The sequence below is a fragment of the Myroides profundi genome, from assembly GCF_000833025.1.
GTDB classification, from domain to species: Bacteria; Bacteroidota; Bacteroidia; order Flavobacteriales; family Flavobacteriaceae; genus Flavobacterium; species Flavobacterium profundi_A.
Genome location: NZ_CP010817.1, coordinates 3,859,780 through 3,880,907, shown reverse-complemented (window position 1 = coordinate 3,880,907; position 21,128 = coordinate 3,859,780). Strand labels below are relative to the sequence as shown.

Here is a 21,128-nt window from a genome sequence, read left to right as displayed (position 1 = left end):
AAATGAAGGCTGATTTTAAGAAATAAGAGAATAAGGATTAGGGAATAGAAAGCCTTTGAGTAGGGAGGGAGAAGTAGATAAAAAAAGCCCTTTAGTTACATATCTAAAGGGCTATTGAATTTATTAAAGAGGAATGTTTCCGTGTTTTCTGTTTGGCATATTTACTTCTTTATGTTCTAACATAGAGAATGCCTTAAGCAGTTTTCTACGAGTCTCATGAGGAAGAATTACTTCATCAATGAATCCTCGTTGTGCTGCTCTGTATGGAGTAGCAAATTTGTCTGCATATTCAGCTTCTTTCTCAGCTAGTTTTGCTACAGGATCTACTGCTTCTGCTATTTCTTTTTTAAAGATAATCTCACTAGCTCCTTTAGCTCCCATTACTGCGATTTCGGCATTTGGCCACGCAAAGTTCATATCTGCTCCGATGTGTTTAGAGTTCATTACGTCATAAGCACCTCCGTAGGCTTTACGAGTAATCACAGTTACTTTAGGCACTGTAGCTTCACTTAATGCATACAGTAACTTAGCACCGTGTACGATGATACCATTCCACTCCTGATCTGTACCAGGTAAGAATCCAGGTACGTCTACTAAGACTAATAGAGGAATATTAAAAGCATCACAGAATCTAGTGAAACGAGCAGCTTTAATAGAACTGTTTACATCTAAACATCCTGCTAAGAACATAGGATTATTAGCCACAATACCTACACTTTTACCTCCTAGTCTAGCGAAACCTACTACGATATTCTCAGCGTAGTCTTTGTGTATTTCGAAGAAAGAATCCTCATCTATGATATGATTAATTACCTCTTTCATATCATAAGGCTTATTAGAGCTCTCAGGTACTATCTCATCTAGTTCATATCTATACTCTTCGCCTGCAGTATAAGGAAGACTCATCGGCTTCTCCATATTGTTTTGAGGCATATAAGACAATAGCGTTTTTACATCCTCTAGACAGGCTACATCGTTAGGAGACGTCGTATGAGCTACTCCAGATTTCGTAGAGTGAGTACTCGCTCCTCCTAATTCTTCTGAAGTTACCTCTTCATTAGTTACTGTTTTTACAACGTTAGGTCCTGTTACGAACATATAACTAGACCCTTCTACCATCATCGTGAAGTCAGTCATCGCAGGAGAATATACTGCTCCTCCAGCACATGGTCCCATAATAGCAGATAGCTGAGGTATCACACCAGATGCTTGTACATTGCGGTAAAAGATATCTGCATATCCACCTAATGATCTTACACCTTCTTGTATACGTGCTCCTCCAGAATCGTTTAGACCTATCATTGGCGCACCCATTTTAAGTGCCATATCCATTACTTTACAGATTTTCTCTGCATGCGTTTCAGAAAGTGCTCCTCCGAATACGGTAAAGTCTTGTGCGAATACATAGACTAAGCGACCATTGATCGTTCCATATCCAGTCACTACACCATCTCCGTGATATACTTCTTTATCCATACCGAAGTCGGTCGTACGGTGTGTCACTAACATACCGATCTCTTCGAATGAACCTTCGTCTAGTAGGTATTCTACACGTTCACGAGCAGTAAGCTTTCCTTTGCTGTGTTGTGTATCTATTCTTTTTTGCCCTCCGCCTAATTTAGCTTGGGCTTGTATTTCTTGTAATTTATTTATTTTCGGATTCATAGGATTCTTAGTTTGGTAATCGAAGTTGTTTTTGGTCTTCTAAATACATTTGTAGCGCAAGGTATGCTGCTATCTCTGCTTCATCTTTATACTCTTCTTTGATTAAATCAGCATTGTAGTATTTTTTCACGAAGTTCGTGTCAAAATGACCTTCTCTAAAAGCATTGTGTTCCATTACGAACTTACCGAATGGCAATGTCGTACTAATACCTTTTACCTTATATGCTTTAATGGCTTCGATCATAATCTCTATAGCCTCCTCACGTGTCTGCCCATAAGTAATTAATTTGGCTAACATCGGATCGTAGTAGATAGGTACATCCATACCTTCTTCTATACCGTTATCTACACGGATGCCTTCTCCTTTAGGTAGTTGATAGATTTCTAAATTCCCTACACTAGGTAAGAACTCATTCAGAGGGTCTTCTGCATAGATACGAAGTTCCATAGCATGTCCTTTGATCTCTAAGTCTTCTTGTGTAAAAGGAAGCTTCTCTCCACGAGCTACCTTGATTTGCATCTCTACTAAGTCTAATCCAGTGATTAATTCTGAGACTGGGTGCTCTACTTGAAGACGAGTATTCATCTCTAAGAAGTAGAAGTTAAGGTGCTCATCTATTAAGAACTCCACCGTACCAGCTCCTACATAATCACAAGACTTAGCTACCTTAATAGCTGCTTCTCCCATAGCTTTACGCACTTCAGGAGTTAGTACAGCAGAAGGAGCTTCTTCTATTACTTTTTGGTGACGACGTTGTATACTACATTCTCTTTCAAATAAGTGAACTACGTTACCATGTTTATCCGCTAACACTTGTATCTCAATGTGTCTAGGTGAACCTATATATTTTTCAATGAAAACAGAACCATCGCCGAAAGCATTGGTTGCTTCAGAAATAGCACGTTGCATTTGACTTTCAAATTCTTCTTCTTTTTCTACGATACGCATCCCTTTTCCACCACCACCAGCAGCAGCTTTGATTAAGATAGGAAAGCCTATTTCTTTCGCTACTTGTTTAGCTTTGGCTACGTCAGTGATAGCCTCGTCTAGACCCGGTACCATAGGGATGTTATAGTCTTTTACAGTTTCTTTAGCAGCCAGTTTATTACCCATTACTTCTATAGCATGCGTATCTGGGCCGATAAAGGTAATCCCAGCAGCATTACACGCTAAAGCGAAGTTAGAGTTCTCACTTAAGAATCCATATCCTGGGTGGATACCATCTACATTTAATGATTTTGCTACTTCTAATATTTTATCTCCTAATAAATAAGATTGGTTAGAAGGAGCCTCTCCGATACATACAGCTTCATCAGCCATACGTACGTGTGGAGCATTACGATCAACAGTAGAGTACACAGCTACTGTCTTAATCCCCATTTTTTTAGCTGTAGTCATAATACGTACAGCTATTTCGCCACGGTTGGCAACTAATATTTTTTTCATCTTTATTCGAATTCAATTAACACTAATCCTTTATCAACAGTGGCACCTTTAGTCACGTTGATAGACTTAATAATCCCAGCTCTAGGAGAAGATAAGTTGTTCTCCATCTTCATAGCTTCTAAGATTAATAAGTTGTCATTCTCAGCTACTTCTTGCCCTACAGTTACCAAAATATCTAGGATAAGACCAGGCATAGGAGCCTTGATAGAATTAACCTGCTTAGTAGAGTTTAAGGAGAAGCCTAATTGATTGATTAGCTTATCGAGTTCGGTTTGGATATTAACAGAATAGTTATTTCCGTTGACATTTACAGTATAGTTTTTGTCTGTAAAGTGGTTCTCAAGTATTTCCACGTCATAAGATCTGTTGTTTTTGAGTACGTGATATGTAGATTCATTTACACGAGATACATTGATGTCTCCTTGTAATAAATCTTCACTTTCAAAAACAGTATCAGCATTCACTTTTAATTGATACGTTTTATTCATTATATTTTTAGTTTTTGGTATTCGTAAATATAATTAAATGTGTGATATATAAATAATATTTATTGATAATTTAATTTTTTACTACACTATGGCAGAAATATTGTTTTTTTACAATAATTTTGGTTGATTCTGATTGTAAATAAATAAGATAAAAGAGGTTACAAGGTATTCAATCGGAATTTTTTATACTATTCTCGTTAAGTAGAACAGACCTTCTCTGATAGCTAAACGGCTTTAATCAGCATTGAGATTTATTGCATTTGAGTCCGTAGTGAGTCCGTAATGAGTCCGTAATGACTCCGTTATTTTATACAAAACAACGGAGTCATTACGGAGGGATAATATACGTAGTTAGCTAAGGTGTAAAACTAGTCTAGAGGAGGCGTGAAGGGAATGTGGAGGGAGAATAGAGAAGGGGGGAAAAAGAAAAAGGTAATCTCTAGTTAGAAATTACCTTTTATAATAGTTATTATTCTTCGTCTTTGTTTTCTAAAGGATTCCATCCTCTTGATTTTAAAGGAATTTTAGTGTTTGCTCTTGAGATAAGATGAACACCTTCACTCTCTTGTGTTGTGTGACCTATCACTGTTAAGTTTGGATTACCCTTGATTTTGTCAAAGTCTTCCATTTTAATAGTGAATAACAGTTCATAGTCTTCACCACCATTGATAGCCATCGTAGTAGCATCGATATTAAACTCTTCGCAAGTATTCATAAACTGAGGGTCTAATGGGAGTTTCTCTTCATATAGATTACATCCTACTTTAGAACTTTTGCATATATGCATAATCTCAGAAGACAATCCATCAGAGATGTCTATCATCGCTGTTGGTTTTACACCTAGATCTGCTAATAGCTGTTTGATATCTGTTCTTGCCTCTGGCTTTAATTGTCTTTCGATGATGTATTCGTAGATAGATAAGTCAGGCTGATTATTAGGGTTTACTAAGAATACTTGTTTTTCACGCTCTAGGATTTGTAATCCCATATAAGCAGATCCTATATCTCCTGTTACCACTAATAAGTCGTTATCATTCGCTCCACTGCGGTATACTAATTCTTCTTCTTTAGCTTTACCAATAGCTGTTACGCTTATAATCAACCCTTTTTGTGATGAGGTAGTGTCTCCACCTACTAAGTCTACTTTATAATACTTACACGCTAAGGCGATACCTTCGTATAACTCATCTAAAGCTTCTAGAGGAAAACGATTAGATACTGCGATAGATACTGTGATCTGTGTAGGTACGGCATTCATCGCACAGATATCAGATAGGTTAACTACTACGGCTTTATATCCTAAATGCTTAAGAGGAGAGTAGGCAAGGTCAAAGTGTACTCCTTCTATTAATAAATCTGTAGAAACAACTACTTTATCTTCTCCAAAAGACAGTACTGCAGCGTCATCTCCGATGCCTTTAGTTGTACTCTCGTTTTCTATTGTAAAGTTTTGTGTTAAATGTTCTATTAATCCAAACTCACCTAAATGTCCTATATCTGTCTTAGATTGATTTTTATTCTCGATCATCGTATATCTGCTTTATTTTAAAGTAATGCAAAGGTAAAAAGAAAAGGCGATAGATTTATTTCTATCGCCTTTTAAACTATAAGTTAGCTCTTTTAAAATATTTAAAATAGCCATTATATGTATTGAAGTCTGGTACTAGACTAGCGTAGTAGCTAGGGTCTTCTTCTTCTATTATTTGTAACAGAGAGCGCCATATTTCTATTTCAGTAATGATCTCTCTTGCATAGTATTCGATATCATTTATCTCAAGACCTTTATAGTAAGTAAGTGATTCTTGAGATTTTTGAATTAATTCTTTAGCCATTTGACGAGCATTTTCTTTTTCGCCAACTTTATAAGAACCTTCTACAAATGGATGTACTACTTCGTATAAACCATAGTATTTGATAGGCATATTCGTCATCGCTATATCGATAACTTTCTTCGCTTTCTCATCTTTACCCTCTATTAATAGCTGCTCCATTAATCGAGCAAGGTTGATACGGTAGCTCAGTGCATTACGTCTAGTCTGAGGATCGTGATAGATTTTATCACTTCCCATATTACCCCAGTACCACTTCGTTACGATATCGTACATTCTATCTGCGTCTATAGAACCTCTATCTAGTGCATGAGAACTCTCTGTATCAGATTTCAGAGGAACTAATTTATATACTAAACCACTTAACTGTAAGTAGTCTTTCATCCAAATGAAATCATCATCTCCCCAGCTACCTCCAGAGAAGTATATAGGTCGTTCCCAGTTATTATTAGCCACTATATCTAACATGATAAGGCGGTGCTTATAGATAGCTTGGTCAGTAATGTTAACGTCTAGATAAGGTAATATATCTTTTCTTAAGTGAGGAGATACAATATTGTGTTTCGCTACATTAGCACTATCTACAGGTATTCTGATCTGATTAGTAGGAGCGATATACAATGTAGTTCCTGCCTCTGTTTTAATCTTCGTTCTATCATCATCAGATTTAATGAAGTTAAGAAGAGAGTTGATGTCTATTCTTTCTTCGATCATCTTGTTTACGATGATAGCATCTCTTTTATTACCTACATATTGATCATGTGTGAATGAGATCGGTAGAGGTTCTGAGTCATACGCTTTTGCTCTCATCTGATCAATATACCAATCTAATGGTAGTAAACTCGTACATACTACTCTTACATCTGTTCTGTATCCTTCTACGTCTTGTAAATACCACAGAGGGAATGTATCGTTATCTCCAATAGTAAATAAGATAGCATTCGGATCACATGAATCTAAGTATGCTCTAGCATTAGCAAGGGCTGTATAACGATCTGAACGGTCGTGGTCATCCCAGTTTTGTTGTGCTAATAATACAGGAGCAGCAAATAATGATACAACTAGAACAGCTGGACCAGCTATTTTTGGCTGTACATATTTTTTAAGTCCGTCGAAGATAGCATATACTCCAAATCCGATCCACATCGCGAATACATAGAATGCTGGTACTACAGCATAGTCACGTTCACGAGGTTCGAATGGGCGTTCATTCAAGAATATTTTAAGTGCAAAGCTTGTAAATAGGAATAACACTAATAATACCCAGAACATCTTAGGGTCTTTACGATAGTGGAATACAATACCGATAAGCCCAAGTATAAAAGGTAAGAAGAAATAAGTGTTTCTACCTTTGTTTTCTAATGTATCTGAAGGTAAGTTATCTTGAGAACCTAATCGTATTTCGTCTAAGAATTTGATACCACTAATCCAGTTACCATGTTGTAAGTCACCTTGACCTTGTACATCATCTTGTCTTCCTGCAAAGTTCCACATTAGGTAACGCCAGAACATATATCCGAATTGGTACTCAAACATAAAGCCGACATTACTAGAGAATGAAGGTACTTCGATTTCTAGGTATTCTCCATATTGATCTAAGAACTTGTCAAGTCCGTCATAATCAATTTCACCACTAGCAAGACCTTGTTTTACTCCAGATACTAATTCTTCTAACTCTTTTGTTCCAGCATATTGAGAAGATACTCTGAAGTCTAACGGTTTAGTGTAACGCATATAGTTGACACGGTGATTCTTGTCTGTACTCCACAGTCTAGGAAGGAATCCTTTATGAGTACTGTCGAAGTTTTGTCCTGCGTTTTTATATTCGTTTACGATTTCATACTTACCTGTTTGGTAGTTTCTTTCGTAGTTTGGTTTTTCGTCTTTCCAAGGATTGTTTTTGTCTAATCCTACATATTTTTTAGTGAAGTAAGAGTCGTAATAGATACTTTCTTCTCCATACTGTTCACGTTGGTAGTATGCTAATAGCTCAGAAGCATCAGAAGGTGTGTTCTCATTGATCACTACTTTTGCATTAGCACGGATAGGCAACATTATCCAACTTGTCAATCCAACAAATACAAAAAGAAGTGTTAGAATAAGCGTGTTCGCCATTATCTTGTTTTTCTTCTCTGTATATCTCAATCCGAATACAAAGAAGGCAACAATCAATAGGAAAGCAACAATAGTCCCACTGTTAAAAGGCATTCCTATCGAGTTCACCATAAAGATCTCTGTCTTACCAAATAAGGCTAAGGTCTTAGGGAATAAGAAAGCAAAAAGGAAGAATAAAACTCCTACAGCTGCTACATTGGCAATGATGAAGTTTTTGATAGTTACTTTTTGATATCTTTTAAAGAAGTATAGTAATGCAATAGATGGAACTGTCAATAAAGCCATTAGGTGGACTCCAAATGAAGCTCCAATAACTAATCCTATCAATAATAGCCAACGATTACCTTTAGGAGTGTTGATATCATCATACCATCTCACACCTAAGTATAATAGAAGTGATGTCAGAAGCATCGCAGAAGCATATACTTCAGACTCTACAGCATTAAACCAAAAACTATCTGTGAATGTAAAGGCTAATGAACCAACAGCAGCACTACCTAAAACGACAATAGCATTAGGATTTGTCCACTCACTTTTCGCAACGACGATTTTCTTAAGTAAATTAGATAATGTCCAGAACATAAAAAGAATGGTAAACGCGCTGGAAATAACAGCAACCATGTTTACCATTAGGGCAACTTTATCTGGAGAGGTAGCAAACATCGAGAAGAAAGCTCCTAACATTTGATAAAAAGGAGCCCCTGGAGGGTGTCCTACTTGTAGTTTAGCAGAGGTAGCAATATATTCTCCTGGATCCCAAAAGCTTACTGTAGGCTCTACTGTTAGTGTATAAGTCAATAGGGCAATAGCAAAACATAGCCATCCTCCTATAACATTCCACTTCTTGTAATTGAATGTCAACATATTTGTAATTACTAGATATTTTATCAGATTGTATATACAAAGAAAAGATTTTTTTTGTGTTGCGTGAAGGAATTAGAAAAATTTAATTTTTTTGAAAGAAAAGTTTGGAGATTATAAAAATAGTTATACTTTTGCATCCGCATTGATGAAGTAATTACGCTTTACGGTATGTAAAAAAGGTATTGGCCTATGGTGTAATGGTAACACAGCTGATTTTGGTTCAGTCGTTCTAGGTTCGAGTCCTAGTAGGCCAACAGAAAAGCCTCTTGATTTTTCAAGAGGCTTTTTTTATTTTAATTGTACGTAAAAATAAAATGTTAAATTTTTCAATACTCTCTCTTGACTATGAGTATCTTAGCAAAATAGCGGGTTGAGAGTGATTAAAAAAGGCATTTTATATTTGGAAGAATCAAAAAATGTGCTAATTTTGCATCCGAATTACTGAAGTAATTATGCCGAAGTAATGAAATGGTACTGGCCTATGGTGTAATGGTAACACAGCTGATTTTGGTTCAGTCGTTCTAGGTTCGAGTCCTAGTAGGCCAACAAAAAACCTCTTGATCACTCAAGAGGTTTTTTTATTTCAAGAATAAGGAATTGAAATAAGAAAGGTCAGAGCTTGCTCTGACCTTTTTTTGTTATTAGTTTTGACCTTTGAATTCAGGTTTTCTTTTTTCTAAGAAAGCAGTAGTTCCTTCTGTGAAGTCTTCTGTTTCGAAGCATTCTCCAAAGTTTTTGATTTCTTCGTGATATCCGTTTACACCATCTTTAAAGTTAGCATTGATAGATTTTATTGCTCTTCCGATTGCAGAAGCAGAGTTAGCAGCTATTTTGTTTGCTATTTTCTTTGTGAATGCTAATAGTTCTTCTTGTTCTACAACGTGGTTCACTAATCCATAAGATAGAGCCTTATCAGCTGTTATCATTTCTGCAGTCATGATTAGTTCCATTGCTCTTCCTTTTCCGATAAGTTGAGGTAAGCGTTGTGTTCCACCATATCCAGGGATTAGTCCAAGTGTTACTTCTGGAAGTCCCATCTTAGCGTTAGTAGAAGCAACTCTAAAGTGTGCTGACATGGCTAACTCTAATCCACCTCCTAGGGCAAATCCATTAACAGCAGCGATTACTGGTTTGTTGTAATTTTGAACATAGTCGAATAGAAGCTCTTGTCCTTTAGCAGCTAACTGTGAACCTTCACTAGTGTTGAAGCTAGAGAACTCTTTAATGTCAGCACCTGCAACGAAAGCTTTTTCTCCACTTCCAGTAAGGATGATAACACGTGTTTCACGGTCTTTTTCAAAGTGTTTAAGGGCTTGGTGAAGCTCTTCAATTGTTGGCTTGTTTAAAGCGTTTAATTTAGTTGGTCTATTAATGGTTATAATGGCCAGACTTCCCTCTTTTTCTACTAGAATATTTTCAAAATCCATAATATCTTTTATTTGATTAATTATTTATAATAGGCAAGGTAACAATAAATGTGGTGCCAAGACCTTCTTCTGTTTCGAAGACTATTGTACCGTTGTAATTTGTAATTATATTTTTTATGATTCCCAATCCTAATCCCATTCCACTTGTTTTGGTAGTGAACTTAGGTTGGAATATTTTGTTTAGATCTTCTTGCTTTATACCTGTCCCGTTATCAGCTACTTTGATGATAGCGCTTTCTTCTGTTCTAGATATGCTCACTTTTATTTGTGGGTTCTTCTGTTCAGAAGGGATAGCTTGTATTGCATTTTTGACTAAGTTAGTAATAATTCTGATTAGTTGTGTTCTATCTATTTTAGAGATGATCTCTTGATCAGTACTTTCGAACCAGATATAATCTTCATTAAAGATGTCGAGTGTTAGCCTTACAGTATTGACAATGTCAAGTGTTTCGTCTTGCTGAGCAGGCATTGCAGCAAAGCTAGAGAAAGCTGTTGCAACAGAAGTCATCGTATCTATCTGTTGTATTAATACTTGTGAGAAGTCCTTTAATTTTGTTTTGATTTCAGGATCAGTAGGATCAAATCTTCTTTCGAAGCTTTGAACAGTTAGTCGCATTGGAGTAAGAGGATTCTTTATTTCATGTGCAACTTGTTTAGCCATTTCTCTCCAAGCTTGCTCTCTTTCTGTTTGAGCTAGTTTTTCGTACGAATCATCGAGTTTCTCCACCATATCATTATATGCAGTGATAAGAGCAGAAATCTCCTTGCTTGTGTTAGTGGAATCGATTTTTTCGTTTTTTTGCCCAAACTTAGTACTTGTAATCTTGACACTGATATTGTTTAGGCTTTGGGTGATGTAGTTTGATAAGAAGTAAGAGATAGCAATAGACATAATTAGCATAATGATATATACTTGTCCAAACTTAACCATGAAGTTCTGAATCTCGTTCTCGTAAAACTCTGTTTTCTCCTCATACGGTATTTTAAGTATACCTAAGGGTTTGTACTTTAAATCTTTTAAAAAACTATATGCAATACGTATGCGGTTGCTATCGACCGTTTTTATATCTACAAAGCGTTTGTTGGGAGAGGATTGTATTGTCTTTAAGACTAAGGGAGAGATATTTTTAGAGATGCTGTCTACAGAAAAGGTACCTCTTGAGGTTATCAAGAGGCGTCCTTGTAGATCGTGTATATTGATCTCTGTATTATGTATGGCTGCGAGCTCATGTATTTTGTCTCTAAAAATGCGAGGTATATTCTCTGTTGTTAGAGGGTATTCTGAGGTTGTTAAGATGTAGTTTATATTCTCGTTGATAGAGTTTTCTGTCCTTTCTAATCTATATTGATGGTAGGTACGTGCTTCTTCTCTGAATTGATACACTGATACAGCTGATATCAATACAGATGAGATAATACTCAAAAATATAAGTGAGAAAAATATCCTATTTCTCAGAGAAAAGTTCTTTAATATAAAGTCATCTTTCATTATTTTCTGCTATCGCGAATTCGTTTGTATAAGCGTATTCCTAGCATTAATAGTATTGATAATCCTACTAGACCTACAACTCCAAATATCCAATTAAAAGTACTTTTTAAAATTACTAAAAATACTACAGAAAATAAAATCAAGGTTGCTCCTTCATTCCAAATTCTAAAAAAGGAAGATGTTTTAGTCATCGTTCTATTGTTGATTTGTTTGACGAACTGATGGCATTTTAGGTGATAAGCAATTAATAATACTACAAATAATAGTTTTACATGCATCCATGGTTGACTTAACCAAGCAGGTATTACTATCAGCATCCATATTCCAAAAACAGTTGCCAATACTGCCGCAGGCCAAGTGATGATGTTCCACAAGCGATTAGTCATAATCGTGTATTGATCTCTTAGGATGTTGGATTGTACTTCAGGCATATCCTTCGTCTCAGAGTAATAGACAAAGAGACGTACGATATAGAATAATCCTGCAAACCAGCATACTATAAAAATAACATGAAGGGCTTTTAGATATAGGTACAACATAATGTTATTTGTTTTGCCATTCTTTAATCCAAGTTACCATTGCATCTATCCACATATCATCATCATTCATACAAGGGATTGTTCTAAACTCTTCTCCTCCGTGTTTTAAGAATTCGTCATGTGCTTCCATGCCTATTTCTTCTAGAGTTTCAAGACAGTCAGCTACAAAGGCAGGAGTAACTACTGCTAGCTTTTTAATTCCCTTCTCTGCTAATCCATTTACAGTAGCATCAGTTGGAGGCTGTAGCCATTTGTCCATTCCTAATCTAGATTGGAATGAGTTAGTGTATTTATCAGCAGGGATGTTTAACTTCTCAACTACTTGTCTTGTTGTTTCTAGACATTGATGTCTATAGCAGAACTCATGTGCTTTAGAAGCTGTCTGACAGCAAGATCCGTCTATAGTACAGTGTCCCTTTGTTACATCTGATTTGCGGATATGTCTTTCAGGTACTCCATGATAAGAGAATACGATATGGTCATAGTCATACCCTTCTAAATGACCTTGTATAGTATGAGCTAGAGCATCTACATATTCTTTCTTGTTGTAGAAAGCAGGGAAGCTCGTAACTTTCATCTGAGGAAAGTGTTTTTGTCTTACTTCTTCAGCTAATACATCGATAGTCTCTGTAGTTGCCATAGCGAACTGTGGGTATAGAGGAATCATTAGTACATCATCTATGCCTTTGTCTTTTAGTTCTTGTAAGCCTGTCTTGATAGAAGGTTCTCCATATCTCATAGCTAATGCTACTGGGATATCTACTTTTGCTTGTACTTTCTTTTGTTGTCTTTCAGAAATTACGATTAGTGGTGAACCTTCTTCCCACCATATTTTAGAATAAGCTTCTGCTGATTTCTTTGGTCTAGTATTAAGTATGATTCCTTTAACTAATAAACTTCTTAGGATGTATGGCATGTCTATTACTCTTTCATCCATTAAGAATTCTCCTAAGTATGGTTTTACGTCTTTTGCTGTAGGGCTTTTAGGTGAGCCTAGGTTAACTAATAATATACCTTGCATGTTGTTAATTATTTGTGTTGAGAGACATTAAGTATTTTTTCGGTGTAGTGCCAAACTTCTTTTTAAAGGCAGCAATGAAATGACTAGCAGAACTATAACCAATCTTTAGTCCTACTTCGTTTACATTATAACTACCGTTGTCTAAGAGCTTGCGTGCGTATTCCATCTTATAGTCAAACAAGAAGCTGAATACAGAGTCACCGTAAATCTGCTTAAAGCCCATTTTTAGTTTTTTAATGTTAATACCTACTGAGTCTGCTAATTCTTGAAGAGTAGGTGGTTCTGCCATTTTACTGATGATGATATCTTTCGCCTTTTTGATTTTAACGACATCGTCTTCATCAGATAAGAATGGACAATTTTCTATATTTTGATCTTCATTCTGATTAAATAGTAAGCTAAGTAACTCGTAGGTCTTACCAGTGTAGTATAGCTTCTTGATAGTTGGATTCATATAGAAGTTAAATAACTGATTCAGGACTATAGCCATAGAGGGAGTGATTTCTTCTTCAGAGTAATACTTTTTGTCTCTATTCTCGCCAGTTAAGAAACCTATAAACTCTGCTTCTGTCGAAAATAGAGCATGAAACTTCTTAATTGAGATTAAAACGCTAATGACCCATGTATTAGGGGATATCTCTAAGTGTACGGGAAGTTCTTTTTGTGGGTTGTATAAGATCAAGAATTTCTCCTCGTTTAGAGGAAGAGAATAGGCTCCTTGATTAAATATAAATTTAGCAGATCCCTTTAATCCAAAGTAAAATTGGATAACATCTGTTCCCATTTCTCGTTGAAAAGTAATATTCTCTGTCAAGTTATTTTCAAACCTTAACATCGAAAAATTATCATCAATTATTATTTCTTCCGTAGGACTCATAGCGATACTTTTTAAACTTAAGTTAGAAACTTATCTAGTTACTTTTTATTTAGAATGATTCTATATAGGGTGTCTTTTAACCCTTGTCATTGTTGCAAATGTACTGTATTATAATGAAATGCAATGCTTTTTTTTTGAGAAATCCCTTAGCGATATAAATAGTCCTTCTAGCGTTACTTTTGTCGATTCTTTAATATTAAATTTGTTTACTTTTTTGAATTAACTCTGTGGTATGGACAAAATAGATAAGACTAAACCTGCGACTTTTTATGCAGTGGGATTAAGTTATAAGAAAGCGGACGCTGAAATGCGCGGTAAGTTTAGTCTAAGTGATGAGGCCAAAGACAATTTATTAACTCAAGCTAAAAATGAAGGAATCGAGAGTTTAATCGTGATTTCTACATGTAATAGAACGGAGATATTTGGTTTCGCACAACACCCTTTCGAACTGATTAAATTATTATGTGATAACAGTAATGGTACAGTGGATGACTTCCGCAATGTGGCTTATGTATATAAGACTAAGGAGGCGATAGAACACTTATTCCGAGTTGGAACAGGACTAGATAGTCAGATATTAGGTGATTTTGAAATTATCAGTCAGATTAAGAATGCTTTCTACTTAGCAAAGGAGAAAGAACTGACAACGAACTACTTCGAGAGATTAGTCAATGCTGTTATCCAAGCAAGTAAACGTATCAAGAACGAGACTGAGCTTAGTTCTGGAGCTACTTCTGTATCATTTGCTTCTGTACAATATATTATGGATCATGTAGAAGATATATCTAATAAGAATATCTTGTTATTCGGAACGGGTAAAATCGGTAGAAATACATGCGAAAACTTAGTGAAGCATACTAAGAATGATCATATCACACTTATTAATAGAACAAAAGAGAAAGCGTTAGAGGTAGCAGGTAAGTTTAATCTTATTGTAAAGGATTATGCAGATTTACAAGCTGAAATACGCAAATCAGATGTGCTTATCGTTGCGACTGGTGCACAGAAACCTACAGTAGATAAGGCGTTGCTTAACTTGACAAAACCTCTTGTTATTTTAGATTTGTCTATTCCTAAGAACGTGAGTGATGATGTGACTGAGATAGAAGGAGTAGAATTAATTCATCTTGATTATTTATCTCAAATGACAGATAAGACGATCGAGAGAAGAAGAGAGTTCATTCCACAAGCAGAAGAAATTATAGAAGAGATCATGTCTGAGTTTATCGCTTGGACGAAGATGAGAAAATTCGCACCTACTATACATGCTCTTAAATCTAAGTTAGAGCAGATAAAAAATGGGGAATTAGATTATCATAAAAAGAAATATGATAACTTTGATTCTGAGCAGGCTGAACTAATCAGTATGCGCATCATACAGAAGATCACTACGCACTTTGCAAACCATCTTCGTCATGAAGATACAGTAGTGGATCAGAGTATAGAATGGATAGAAAAAGTGTTTCATATAGAATCAAATTAAAATGGGTAGAATTATTCGTATAGGTACACGTGATAGTGAACTAGCAATGTGGCAAGCAAAAACAGTTGAACAATCTCTTCAGAAATTAGGGTACAAAACAGAGTTAGTACCTGTTAAATCTACAGGAGATTTAGTGTTGGACAAGCCATTATATGAGATGGGAATCACAGGAATCTTTACTAAGACTCTAGATGTGGCAATGATAAAAAAAGAGGTAGATATCGCAGTGCATTCTATGAAAGATGTACCAACAGCTCTACCACAAGGGATCGTACAAGGAGCAGTACTTAAACGTGCTAATACTGTAGACATCTTATTACATAAAGGAGATACATCTTTTATGTCAGAAGAGGTTGAGGCAGTAGTAGCTACAGGAAGTTTAAGACGTAAAGCTCAATGGTTAAACCGTTTCCCAAAGCATACAACAGTTGACCTACGAGGAAATGTAAATACTCGTATGGAAAAACTACAAAACAGCGATTGGAATGGAGCAATCTTCGCTTCAGCTGGATTAGATCGTATTAAAAAGAAACCATCGAACTTCATTAATCTTGACTGGATGATACCAGCACCTGCACAAGGAGCTATGGTAGTAGTCGTAAATGCAGATGATAATCATGCTTTAGACGCAGTAGCTCAGTTAAATGATTATGAAACAGAGATGACTACTTATATAGAAAGACAGTTCTTAAGAACGTTAGAAGGTGGATGTACAGCTCCTATCGGTGCTTTAGCTACTTATAATGATCACGATGATACGATTAATTTTAAAGGGGTACTATTCTCTTTAGATGGTCAACAGAAGTTCGAAGTGAACAAAGTAGTGGATATCGCAGAGTGGAAGAAGCTTGGATTCTTTGCAGCTAAAGAAATTCTTGAGAATGGTGGTAGTGAATTAATGGAAACACTACGTCAACAATTAAAAAAATAAAATGTCTTTTAACCCAACTATTTTATCTACACGTAAGATTAGAGCGAGTGTATTAGATGCTGTAGCTTTAGGGAAGGTGCATTTAGTAGAACAAGATTATATCTTGACAGAACACTTAGTATTCGACTTGGATGCTGTACATGAGTATGTATTGTTTACGAGTCAGAATGCAGTGAAGAGTGTGATTAGTCAAGGGTATAGAGAAGCTCTGAATAAGAAACCAGCGCTATGTGTGGGGATAAAAACAAAAGAATTGTTGGAGGAGAACGGTTGGGAAGTTAAGGCTTGGGCACATTATGCAAAAGAATTAGCTCCTATCATTGTTCAGGACTATAAAGATAGAAATATAACATTCTTTAGCGGAAGTATCAGAAGAGATCTGTTGCCAGATGCTTTTAGAGCAAATGGCTTGGTCTTTAATGAGTTCACAGTATATCAGACTGTGCTTAACCCAGTCAAGAATGAACAGAAAGTAGATGGATTGTGCTTTTACAGTCCTTCAGCGATAGAGAGTTATCTTCAGCAGAACAGCATCACGACAGAAGTGTGCTTCTGTATAGGAGATACTACAGCAGAACCATTAAAAGGAGTTACACAGAATATTGTAATAGCGAAGCAACCTACCGTGGAGGCTACATTACAAGCTTGTGTGGATTATTATAAATAGAGTCAGCTAAAAATTGACGTATTAAAATCGAATAGAAATGATTAAAAATGATTTATTCTTAAGAGCGTTAAAAGGTGAAACAGTAGAGAGACCACCTGTATGGATGATGCGTCAAGCAGGTAGATACTTACCAGAGTTTCGCGAATTAAGAGATAAGTATGATTTTTTTACACGTTGTAGAATGCCAGAAATCGCAGCTGAGATTACAGTACAACCGATTCGTATTGTAAAACCAGATGCTGCTATTTTATTCTCAGATATTTTAGTCGTACCGCAAGCTATGAACATTGATGTAGAGATGAGACCAGGAGTAGGGCCATGGGTACCTAATCCTATCCGTTCTGCTAAAGATGTAGAGCAAGTTATCGTACCTAATATCGAAGAGACATTAGGATATGTAATGGATGCTATTAAAGTAACGAAAGAGATGTTAAACGATGAAGTACCATTGATTGGATTCGCTGGTTCACCTTGGACTATCTTTTGTTATGCAGTAGAAGGAAAAGGTTCTAAGAGCTTTGACTTAGCCAAAGGAATGTGTTTTTCTGACCCAGTAGCTACACATACGTTATTACAAAAAATTACAGATACAACTATTTTATACCTTAAAGAAAAGGTAAAAGCAGGTGTAAATGCTGTACAAATATTCGATTCATGGGGAGGAATGTTATCTCCAGTAGATTACCAAGAGTTCTCATGGCAGTATATTAACCAAATAGTAGAAGCATTAGCTGATATCACTCCAGTTATCGTATTTGGAAAAGGATGTTGGTTTGCATTACCTGAAATGGCGAAGTCAAAAGCTTCTGCATTAGGAGTAGACTGGACTTGTAGCCCACAGAACGCTCGTCTATTCACAGGAGGAGATATCACATTACAAGGTAACTTTGACCCAAGTCGTCTAATGTCTCCGATCCCTACTATTAAGAAAATGGTACACGAGATGATCGATGCTTTCGGTAAAGATAAATATATAGTGAACTTAGGTCACGGTATCTTACCTCATATCCCAGTAGATCATGCTAAAGCATTTATCGAAGCGGTAAAAGAATACGAACACAAGTAAAATATTGACAGAAAAGCCTGCCGAAGTATGACGTAGGCTTTTTTGTTTTACTATATCATTTGACCTATGTTAAACAAAGGAACAAAAAGTGAAGAAGAAAGACGTATAGAGTCTATTGTTCAGAAGTTGTCTTCTATTGGATTTACTCCAGAGGACAAGAAATTTATAGAAGATCTAGACGTAGAGCTTCAAAAGATAGGCTTGAGTTATGAACAACTGTTGATAACAGAGGGTAAGGACTTAGCCTTGCACTTACATAAATTCAACTTCCCTTGGGACAAGATGGAAGAGTTCACAGATCTATTAGTGAAGTGGTCTTCTCAAGAGCCTTCATTAAAAGCAAAAGCAAAAGCTGTCTATCAATATATCCAAGATGAGAGTAAAGCATTCTCATTTAATATCATGACTAAGATTAGTCGCCTTTAAGAGAGCACTATTTACAGCAGAAACAGGTTGAGGCGTCATACGCACTATGATAGTGATATGTAGGACTAGAGGAGTCTGCTTACTATTGTTTATTTAAAGATAAGGTAGAGAGGCGCAATATAATGTATTGGCTGAACTACGGAACAATAGTTTTTTTAATGATGAGTATCCTTACAGAGAGAGGGTATGTACTATTTATAATATGAAAGAACAATTTTATCAATATATACAACAGCTTCAAGATACCATAACGAAAGGACTTGAAGATATAGATGGAAAAGCAAAATTCCAAGAAGACCTTTGGGAACGTCCTGAAGGTGGAGGAGGTCGCACACGCGTAATCGAGAATGGAGCAGTATTCGAAAAAGGAGGAGTAAATATCTCTGCCGTACACGGACCGTTACCAGTAGCGATGCAAAAGTACTTTAATGTAGGAGATGTAGATTTCTTCGCTTGCGGATTATCGTTAGTGATTCACCCGAAGAGTCCTATGGTACCTACAGTACATGCTAACTGGCGTTACTTCGAAATGTATGACAAAGATGGTACAGTAGTGCGTTCTTGGTTTGGTGGAGGACAAGACCTAACACCATACTACTTATTCGATGAGGATGCTGCGCATTTTCATACTGTATGTAAGACAGCTTGTGATAAGCATAACCCTGCGTTTTATCCATTGTATAAGAAGCAATGTGATGAATATTTCTGGAATGCACATAGAGAAGAGGCACGTGGTATCGGAGGATTATTCTTTGACCGCTTAGAAGCAACAGAAGAAATGTCTATGCAACAGTGGTATGACTTCGTAACCGAAGTAGGAGATAGCTTCTTAGAAGCTTATGCACCTATCGTAGAACGTCGTATGGATACCCCTTATAGCAATGAACATCGTACATGGCAAGAAATCAGAAGAGGTAGATATGTAGAGTTTAACCTTGTTCATGATAAAGGAACTCTATTTGGATTAAAAACCAATGGACGTATCGAATCTATCCTAATGAGTCTACCACCACATGTACAATGGGTATATGACCACCATCCAGAAGAAAACAGTTGGGAAGAAAAACTGTTGAAAGTATTGGCTAATCCTGTTGATTGGATAAAGTAGAGACGCAATATTTTGCGTGTCACAGTTAATGTTTACAGAATATATCACGGATTATAAATCCGTGCCAACAGTAGAGACGCAACACATTGCGTCTACCATAATACGTTACAACGATTGCCCGGATTTGTAATCCGTGCGTTAACAATAGTATATAAACATATAAAACCAAAAATAATTATGTTTCCATTACAAAGAGGTAGAAGATTAAGAACAAATGAGTCTATTCGTAGTTTGGTAAGAGAGACTATCGTGACTCCACAAGATTTTATGTTCCCTATGTTTATAGCAGAAGGGACTAATGTACAAGAAGCTATTCCTTCGATGCCAGGTATGTTTAGACGTTCTGTGGATTTGACAGTAAAGGAAGTAAAAGAGCTTTATGCATTAGGTATTCGCGCAGTGAATATCTATGTAAAAGTAAGTGATCACTTAAAAGACAATGCAGGTACAGAAGCATGGAATCCTAATGGATTAATGCAGACTGCTATCAAAGCGATAAAAGATGCATGTCCAGGTATGATCGTAATGCCAGACGTAGCATTAGACCCATATTCTATATACGGGCACGATGGTATTATCGAGAATGGAGTAGTAGTGAATGACCCTACAGTAGATGCACTGACGAAGATGAGCGTATCTCATGCAGAGGCAGGAGCAGACTTCGTAGCACCTAGTGATATGATGGACGGACGTATCTTGCGTATGCGTGAAGCATTAGACCAATCAGGATTTACTAATGTTGGTATTATGAGTTATTCTGCTAAGTATGCATCTGCATTCTACGGACCATTCCGCGATGCACTTGACAGCGCACCGAGAGCAGATGTAGAGATACCAAAAGACAAAAAAACATACCAAATGGACTATGCTAACCGTATCGAAGCTGTAAAAGAGGCGTTATACGATGTAGAAGAAGGAGCAGATATCCTTATGGTAAAACCTGGTATGGCTTATTTAGATATCGTACGTGAAGTGAAAGACGCTGTGAATGTGCCTGTAGCTGTGTACCAAGTATCTGGAGAGTACGCTATGGTAAAGGCTGCATCAGAGAGAGGATGGCTTGACCACGATCAGATTATGATGGAACAATTAACTTGTATCAAACGCGCTGGAGCAAGTATTATCTCAACATACTTCGCTAAAGAAGCGTCTATTCTATTGAATAAATAGTTAGAATAAGTACTATAAATAGAAGAAGCTCGTTGATTTTGTCAACGAGCTTTTTTCATTATAAACTATTGATAACTTTTTTTCTAAATAGTAGTAAGAAGTGTTTTAACTTTATCCACTAGTAAAATTATAGAATATATGATGCCTGATTTTAAAAATAAAACATATCGATTAGCAGAGTTTATCTTACTTGTTAAAGATCGAAAAGAAAGAACTACGGAGTATGATCCAGCCTATCAGTATGCTATTTATGCTGTAGAAGATGAGGCAGATGTAGAATTAGAGATTTATGTTGGTGATCCTGTTGAGGTGACTGAGGATGATGAAGAGATATATCCAGATGCTGTTACAGAACTAGATATGTGGTATCTGTGTTCTGATGAAGATATACAAGATGTAGTAGACTTAGCAGTGAGCCAGAAACCCACAGTGACGGTAGAAGAGCTCATCATGGCATTAGATTACTACCTGACGATAGATGATTTTATTGATTTTGACTAAAAGATATAAAGTCTG

Annotated in this window: 18 protein-coding genes and 2 tRNA genes; 10 read left to right on the top strand and 10 right to left on the bottom strand. The window is 36.3% G+C overall.

The features are described 5' to 3' along the window. Window positions 1-123: 123 nt before the first annotated feature. The 5 genes from MPR_RS17185 to MPR_RS17165 all read right to left on the bottom strand — a co-directional run bounded on the left by MPR_RS17185 (window position 124) and on the right by MPR_RS17165 (window position 8,408). On the bottom strand, window positions 124-1,665 hold the full coding sequence (locus MPR_RS17185; RefSeq protein ID WP_041894728.1) for an acyl-CoA carboxylase subunit beta: 1,542 nt from the start codon (window positions 1,663-1,665) through the stop codon (window positions 124-126). A 7-nt stretch (window positions 1,666-1,672) separates the two neighbouring features. Continuing rightward, a complete protein-coding gene (gene accC, locus MPR_RS17180; RefSeq protein ID WP_041894725.1) occupies window positions 1,673-3,112 on the bottom strand; it encodes an acetyl-CoA carboxylase biotin carboxylase subunit in 1,440 nt (479 codons plus the stop codon). 2 nt (window positions 3,113-3,114) lie between these two features. Next, window positions 3,115-3,600 carry an acyl-CoA carboxylase biotin carboxyl carrier protein subunit gene (locus MPR_RS17175; RefSeq protein ID WP_006262361.1) on the bottom strand — a complete coding sequence of 162 codons (486 nt, stop codon included), beginning with the start codon at window positions 3,598-3,600 and terminating at the stop codon, window positions 3,115-3,117. Between the two features lie 469 nt (window positions 3,601-4,069). Then, complete coding sequence (thiL, locus tag MPR_RS17170; protein WP_041894723.1) at window positions 4,070-5,128, bottom strand: thiamine-phosphate kinase; 1,059 nt, start codon at window positions 5,126-5,128, stop codon at window positions 4,070-4,072. A gap of 76 nt (window positions 5,129-5,204) precedes the next feature. After that, entirely contained in the window at window positions 5,205-8,408 is a 3,204-nt protein-coding gene (locus tag MPR_RS17165; RefSeq protein WP_041894720.1) for a glycosyltransferase family 117 protein, read from the bottom strand. 183 nt (window positions 8,409-8,591) lie between these two features. Here MPR_RS17165 and MPR_RS17160 point away from each other — a divergent pair. Further along, window positions 8,592-8,662, top strand: a tRNA-Gln gene (locus MPR_RS17160). A 221-nt stretch (window positions 8,663-8,883) separates the two neighbouring features. After that, window positions 8,884-8,954 (top strand) — tRNA-Gln (locus MPR_RS17155). A 95-nt stretch (window positions 8,955-9,049) separates the two neighbouring features. Here the strand turns inward: MPR_RS17155 and MPR_RS17150 are convergent. From MPR_RS17150 to MPR_RS17130, 5 genes are read right to left on the bottom strand one after another with little or no spacing between them, the layout of a single operon-like run. Further along, window positions 9,050-9,835, bottom strand: coding sequence for an enoyl-CoA hydratase/isomerase family protein (locus tag MPR_RS17150; RefSeq protein WP_041894717.1), 786 nt, complete (start codon window positions 9,833-9,835; stop codon window positions 9,050-9,052). Window positions 9,836-9,851: 16 nt separating this feature from the next. Next, window positions 9,852-11,324, bottom strand: coding sequence for a sensor histidine kinase (locus MPR_RS17145; RefSeq protein ID WP_041894714.1), 1,473 nt, complete (start codon window positions 11,322-11,324; stop codon window positions 9,852-9,854). Beyond that, entirely contained in the window at window positions 11,324-11,863 is a 540-nt protein-coding gene (locus MPR_RS17140; protein WP_041894712.1) for a CopD family protein, read from the bottom strand. The genes MPR_RS17145 and MPR_RS17140 overlap by 1 nt, the downstream gene beginning before the upstream one ends. A 4-nt stretch (window positions 11,864-11,867) precedes the next feature. Next, window positions 11,868-12,884 (bottom strand): ferrochelatase, encoded by a 1,017-nt coding sequence (hemH, locus tag MPR_RS17135; protein WP_041894710.1) that lies wholly within the window; start codon window positions 12,882-12,884, stop codon window positions 11,868-11,870. A 4-nt stretch (window positions 12,885-12,888) separates the two neighbouring features. Next, on the bottom strand, window positions 12,889-13,761 hold the full coding sequence (locus MPR_RS17130) for a helix-turn-helix transcriptional regulator (protein ID WP_041894707.1): 873 nt from the start codon (window positions 13,759-13,761) through the stop codon (window positions 12,889-12,891). Between the two features lie 232 nt (window positions 13,762-13,993). On the opposite strand from MPR_RS17130, the gene hemA reads away from it, so the two are divergent. The 8 genes from hemA to MPR_RS17090 all read left to right on the top strand — a co-directional run bounded on the left by hemA (window position 13,994) and on the right by MPR_RS17090 (window position 21,113). Next, a complete protein-coding gene (gene hemA, locus MPR_RS17125) occupies window positions 13,994-15,244 on the top strand; it encodes a glutamyl-tRNA reductase (protein ID WP_041894706.1) in 1,251 nt (416 codons plus the stop codon). Window position 15,245: 1 nt separating this feature from the next. Continuing rightward, window positions 15,246-16,175: a hydroxymethylbilane synthase gene (hemC, locus tag MPR_RS17120; protein WP_006259833.1), complete on the top strand. Its 930-nt coding sequence runs from the start codon at window positions 15,246-15,248 to the stop codon at window positions 16,173-16,175. Window position 16,176: 1 nt separating this feature from the next. Then, on the top strand, window positions 16,177-16,842 hold the full coding sequence (locus tag MPR_RS17115; RefSeq protein WP_041894703.1) for a uroporphyrinogen-III synthase: 666 nt from the start codon (window positions 16,177-16,179) through the stop codon (window positions 16,840-16,842). Between the two features lie 37 nt (window positions 16,843-16,879). Next, the gene (gene hemE / locus MPR_RS17110; protein WP_041894699.1) at window positions 16,880-17,908 is read left to right on the top strand and encodes a uroporphyrinogen decarboxylase; all 1,029 of its coding nucleotides are present in this window, start codon (window positions 16,880-16,882) and stop codon (window positions 17,906-17,908) included. Window positions 17,909-17,974: 66 nt separating this feature from the next. After that, complete coding sequence (locus tag MPR_RS17105) at window positions 17,975-18,334, top strand: hypothetical protein (RefSeq protein ID WP_006262349.1); 360 nt, start codon at window positions 17,975-17,977, stop codon at window positions 18,332-18,334. 127 nt (window positions 18,335-18,461) lie between these two features. Beyond that, on the top strand, window positions 18,462-19,442 hold the full coding sequence (hemF, locus tag MPR_RS17100) for an oxygen-dependent coproporphyrinogen oxidase (protein ID WP_082027839.1): 981 nt from the start codon (window positions 18,462-18,464) through the stop codon (window positions 19,440-19,442). A 177-nt stretch (window positions 19,443-19,619) separates the two neighbouring features. Continuing rightward, window positions 19,620-20,612 carry a porphobilinogen synthase gene (gene hemB / locus MPR_RS17095; RefSeq protein ID WP_006262347.1) on the top strand — a complete coding sequence of 331 codons (993 nt, stop codon included), beginning with the start codon at window positions 19,620-19,622 and terminating at the stop codon, window positions 20,610-20,612. A 138-nt stretch (window positions 20,613-20,750) separates the two neighbouring features. Further along, window positions 20,751-21,113, top strand: coding sequence for a DUF7716 domain-containing protein (locus MPR_RS17090; protein ID WP_041894694.1), 363 nt, complete (start codon window positions 20,751-20,753; stop codon window positions 21,111-21,113). The last annotated feature ends 15 nt before the right edge of the window (window positions 21,114-21,128 follow it).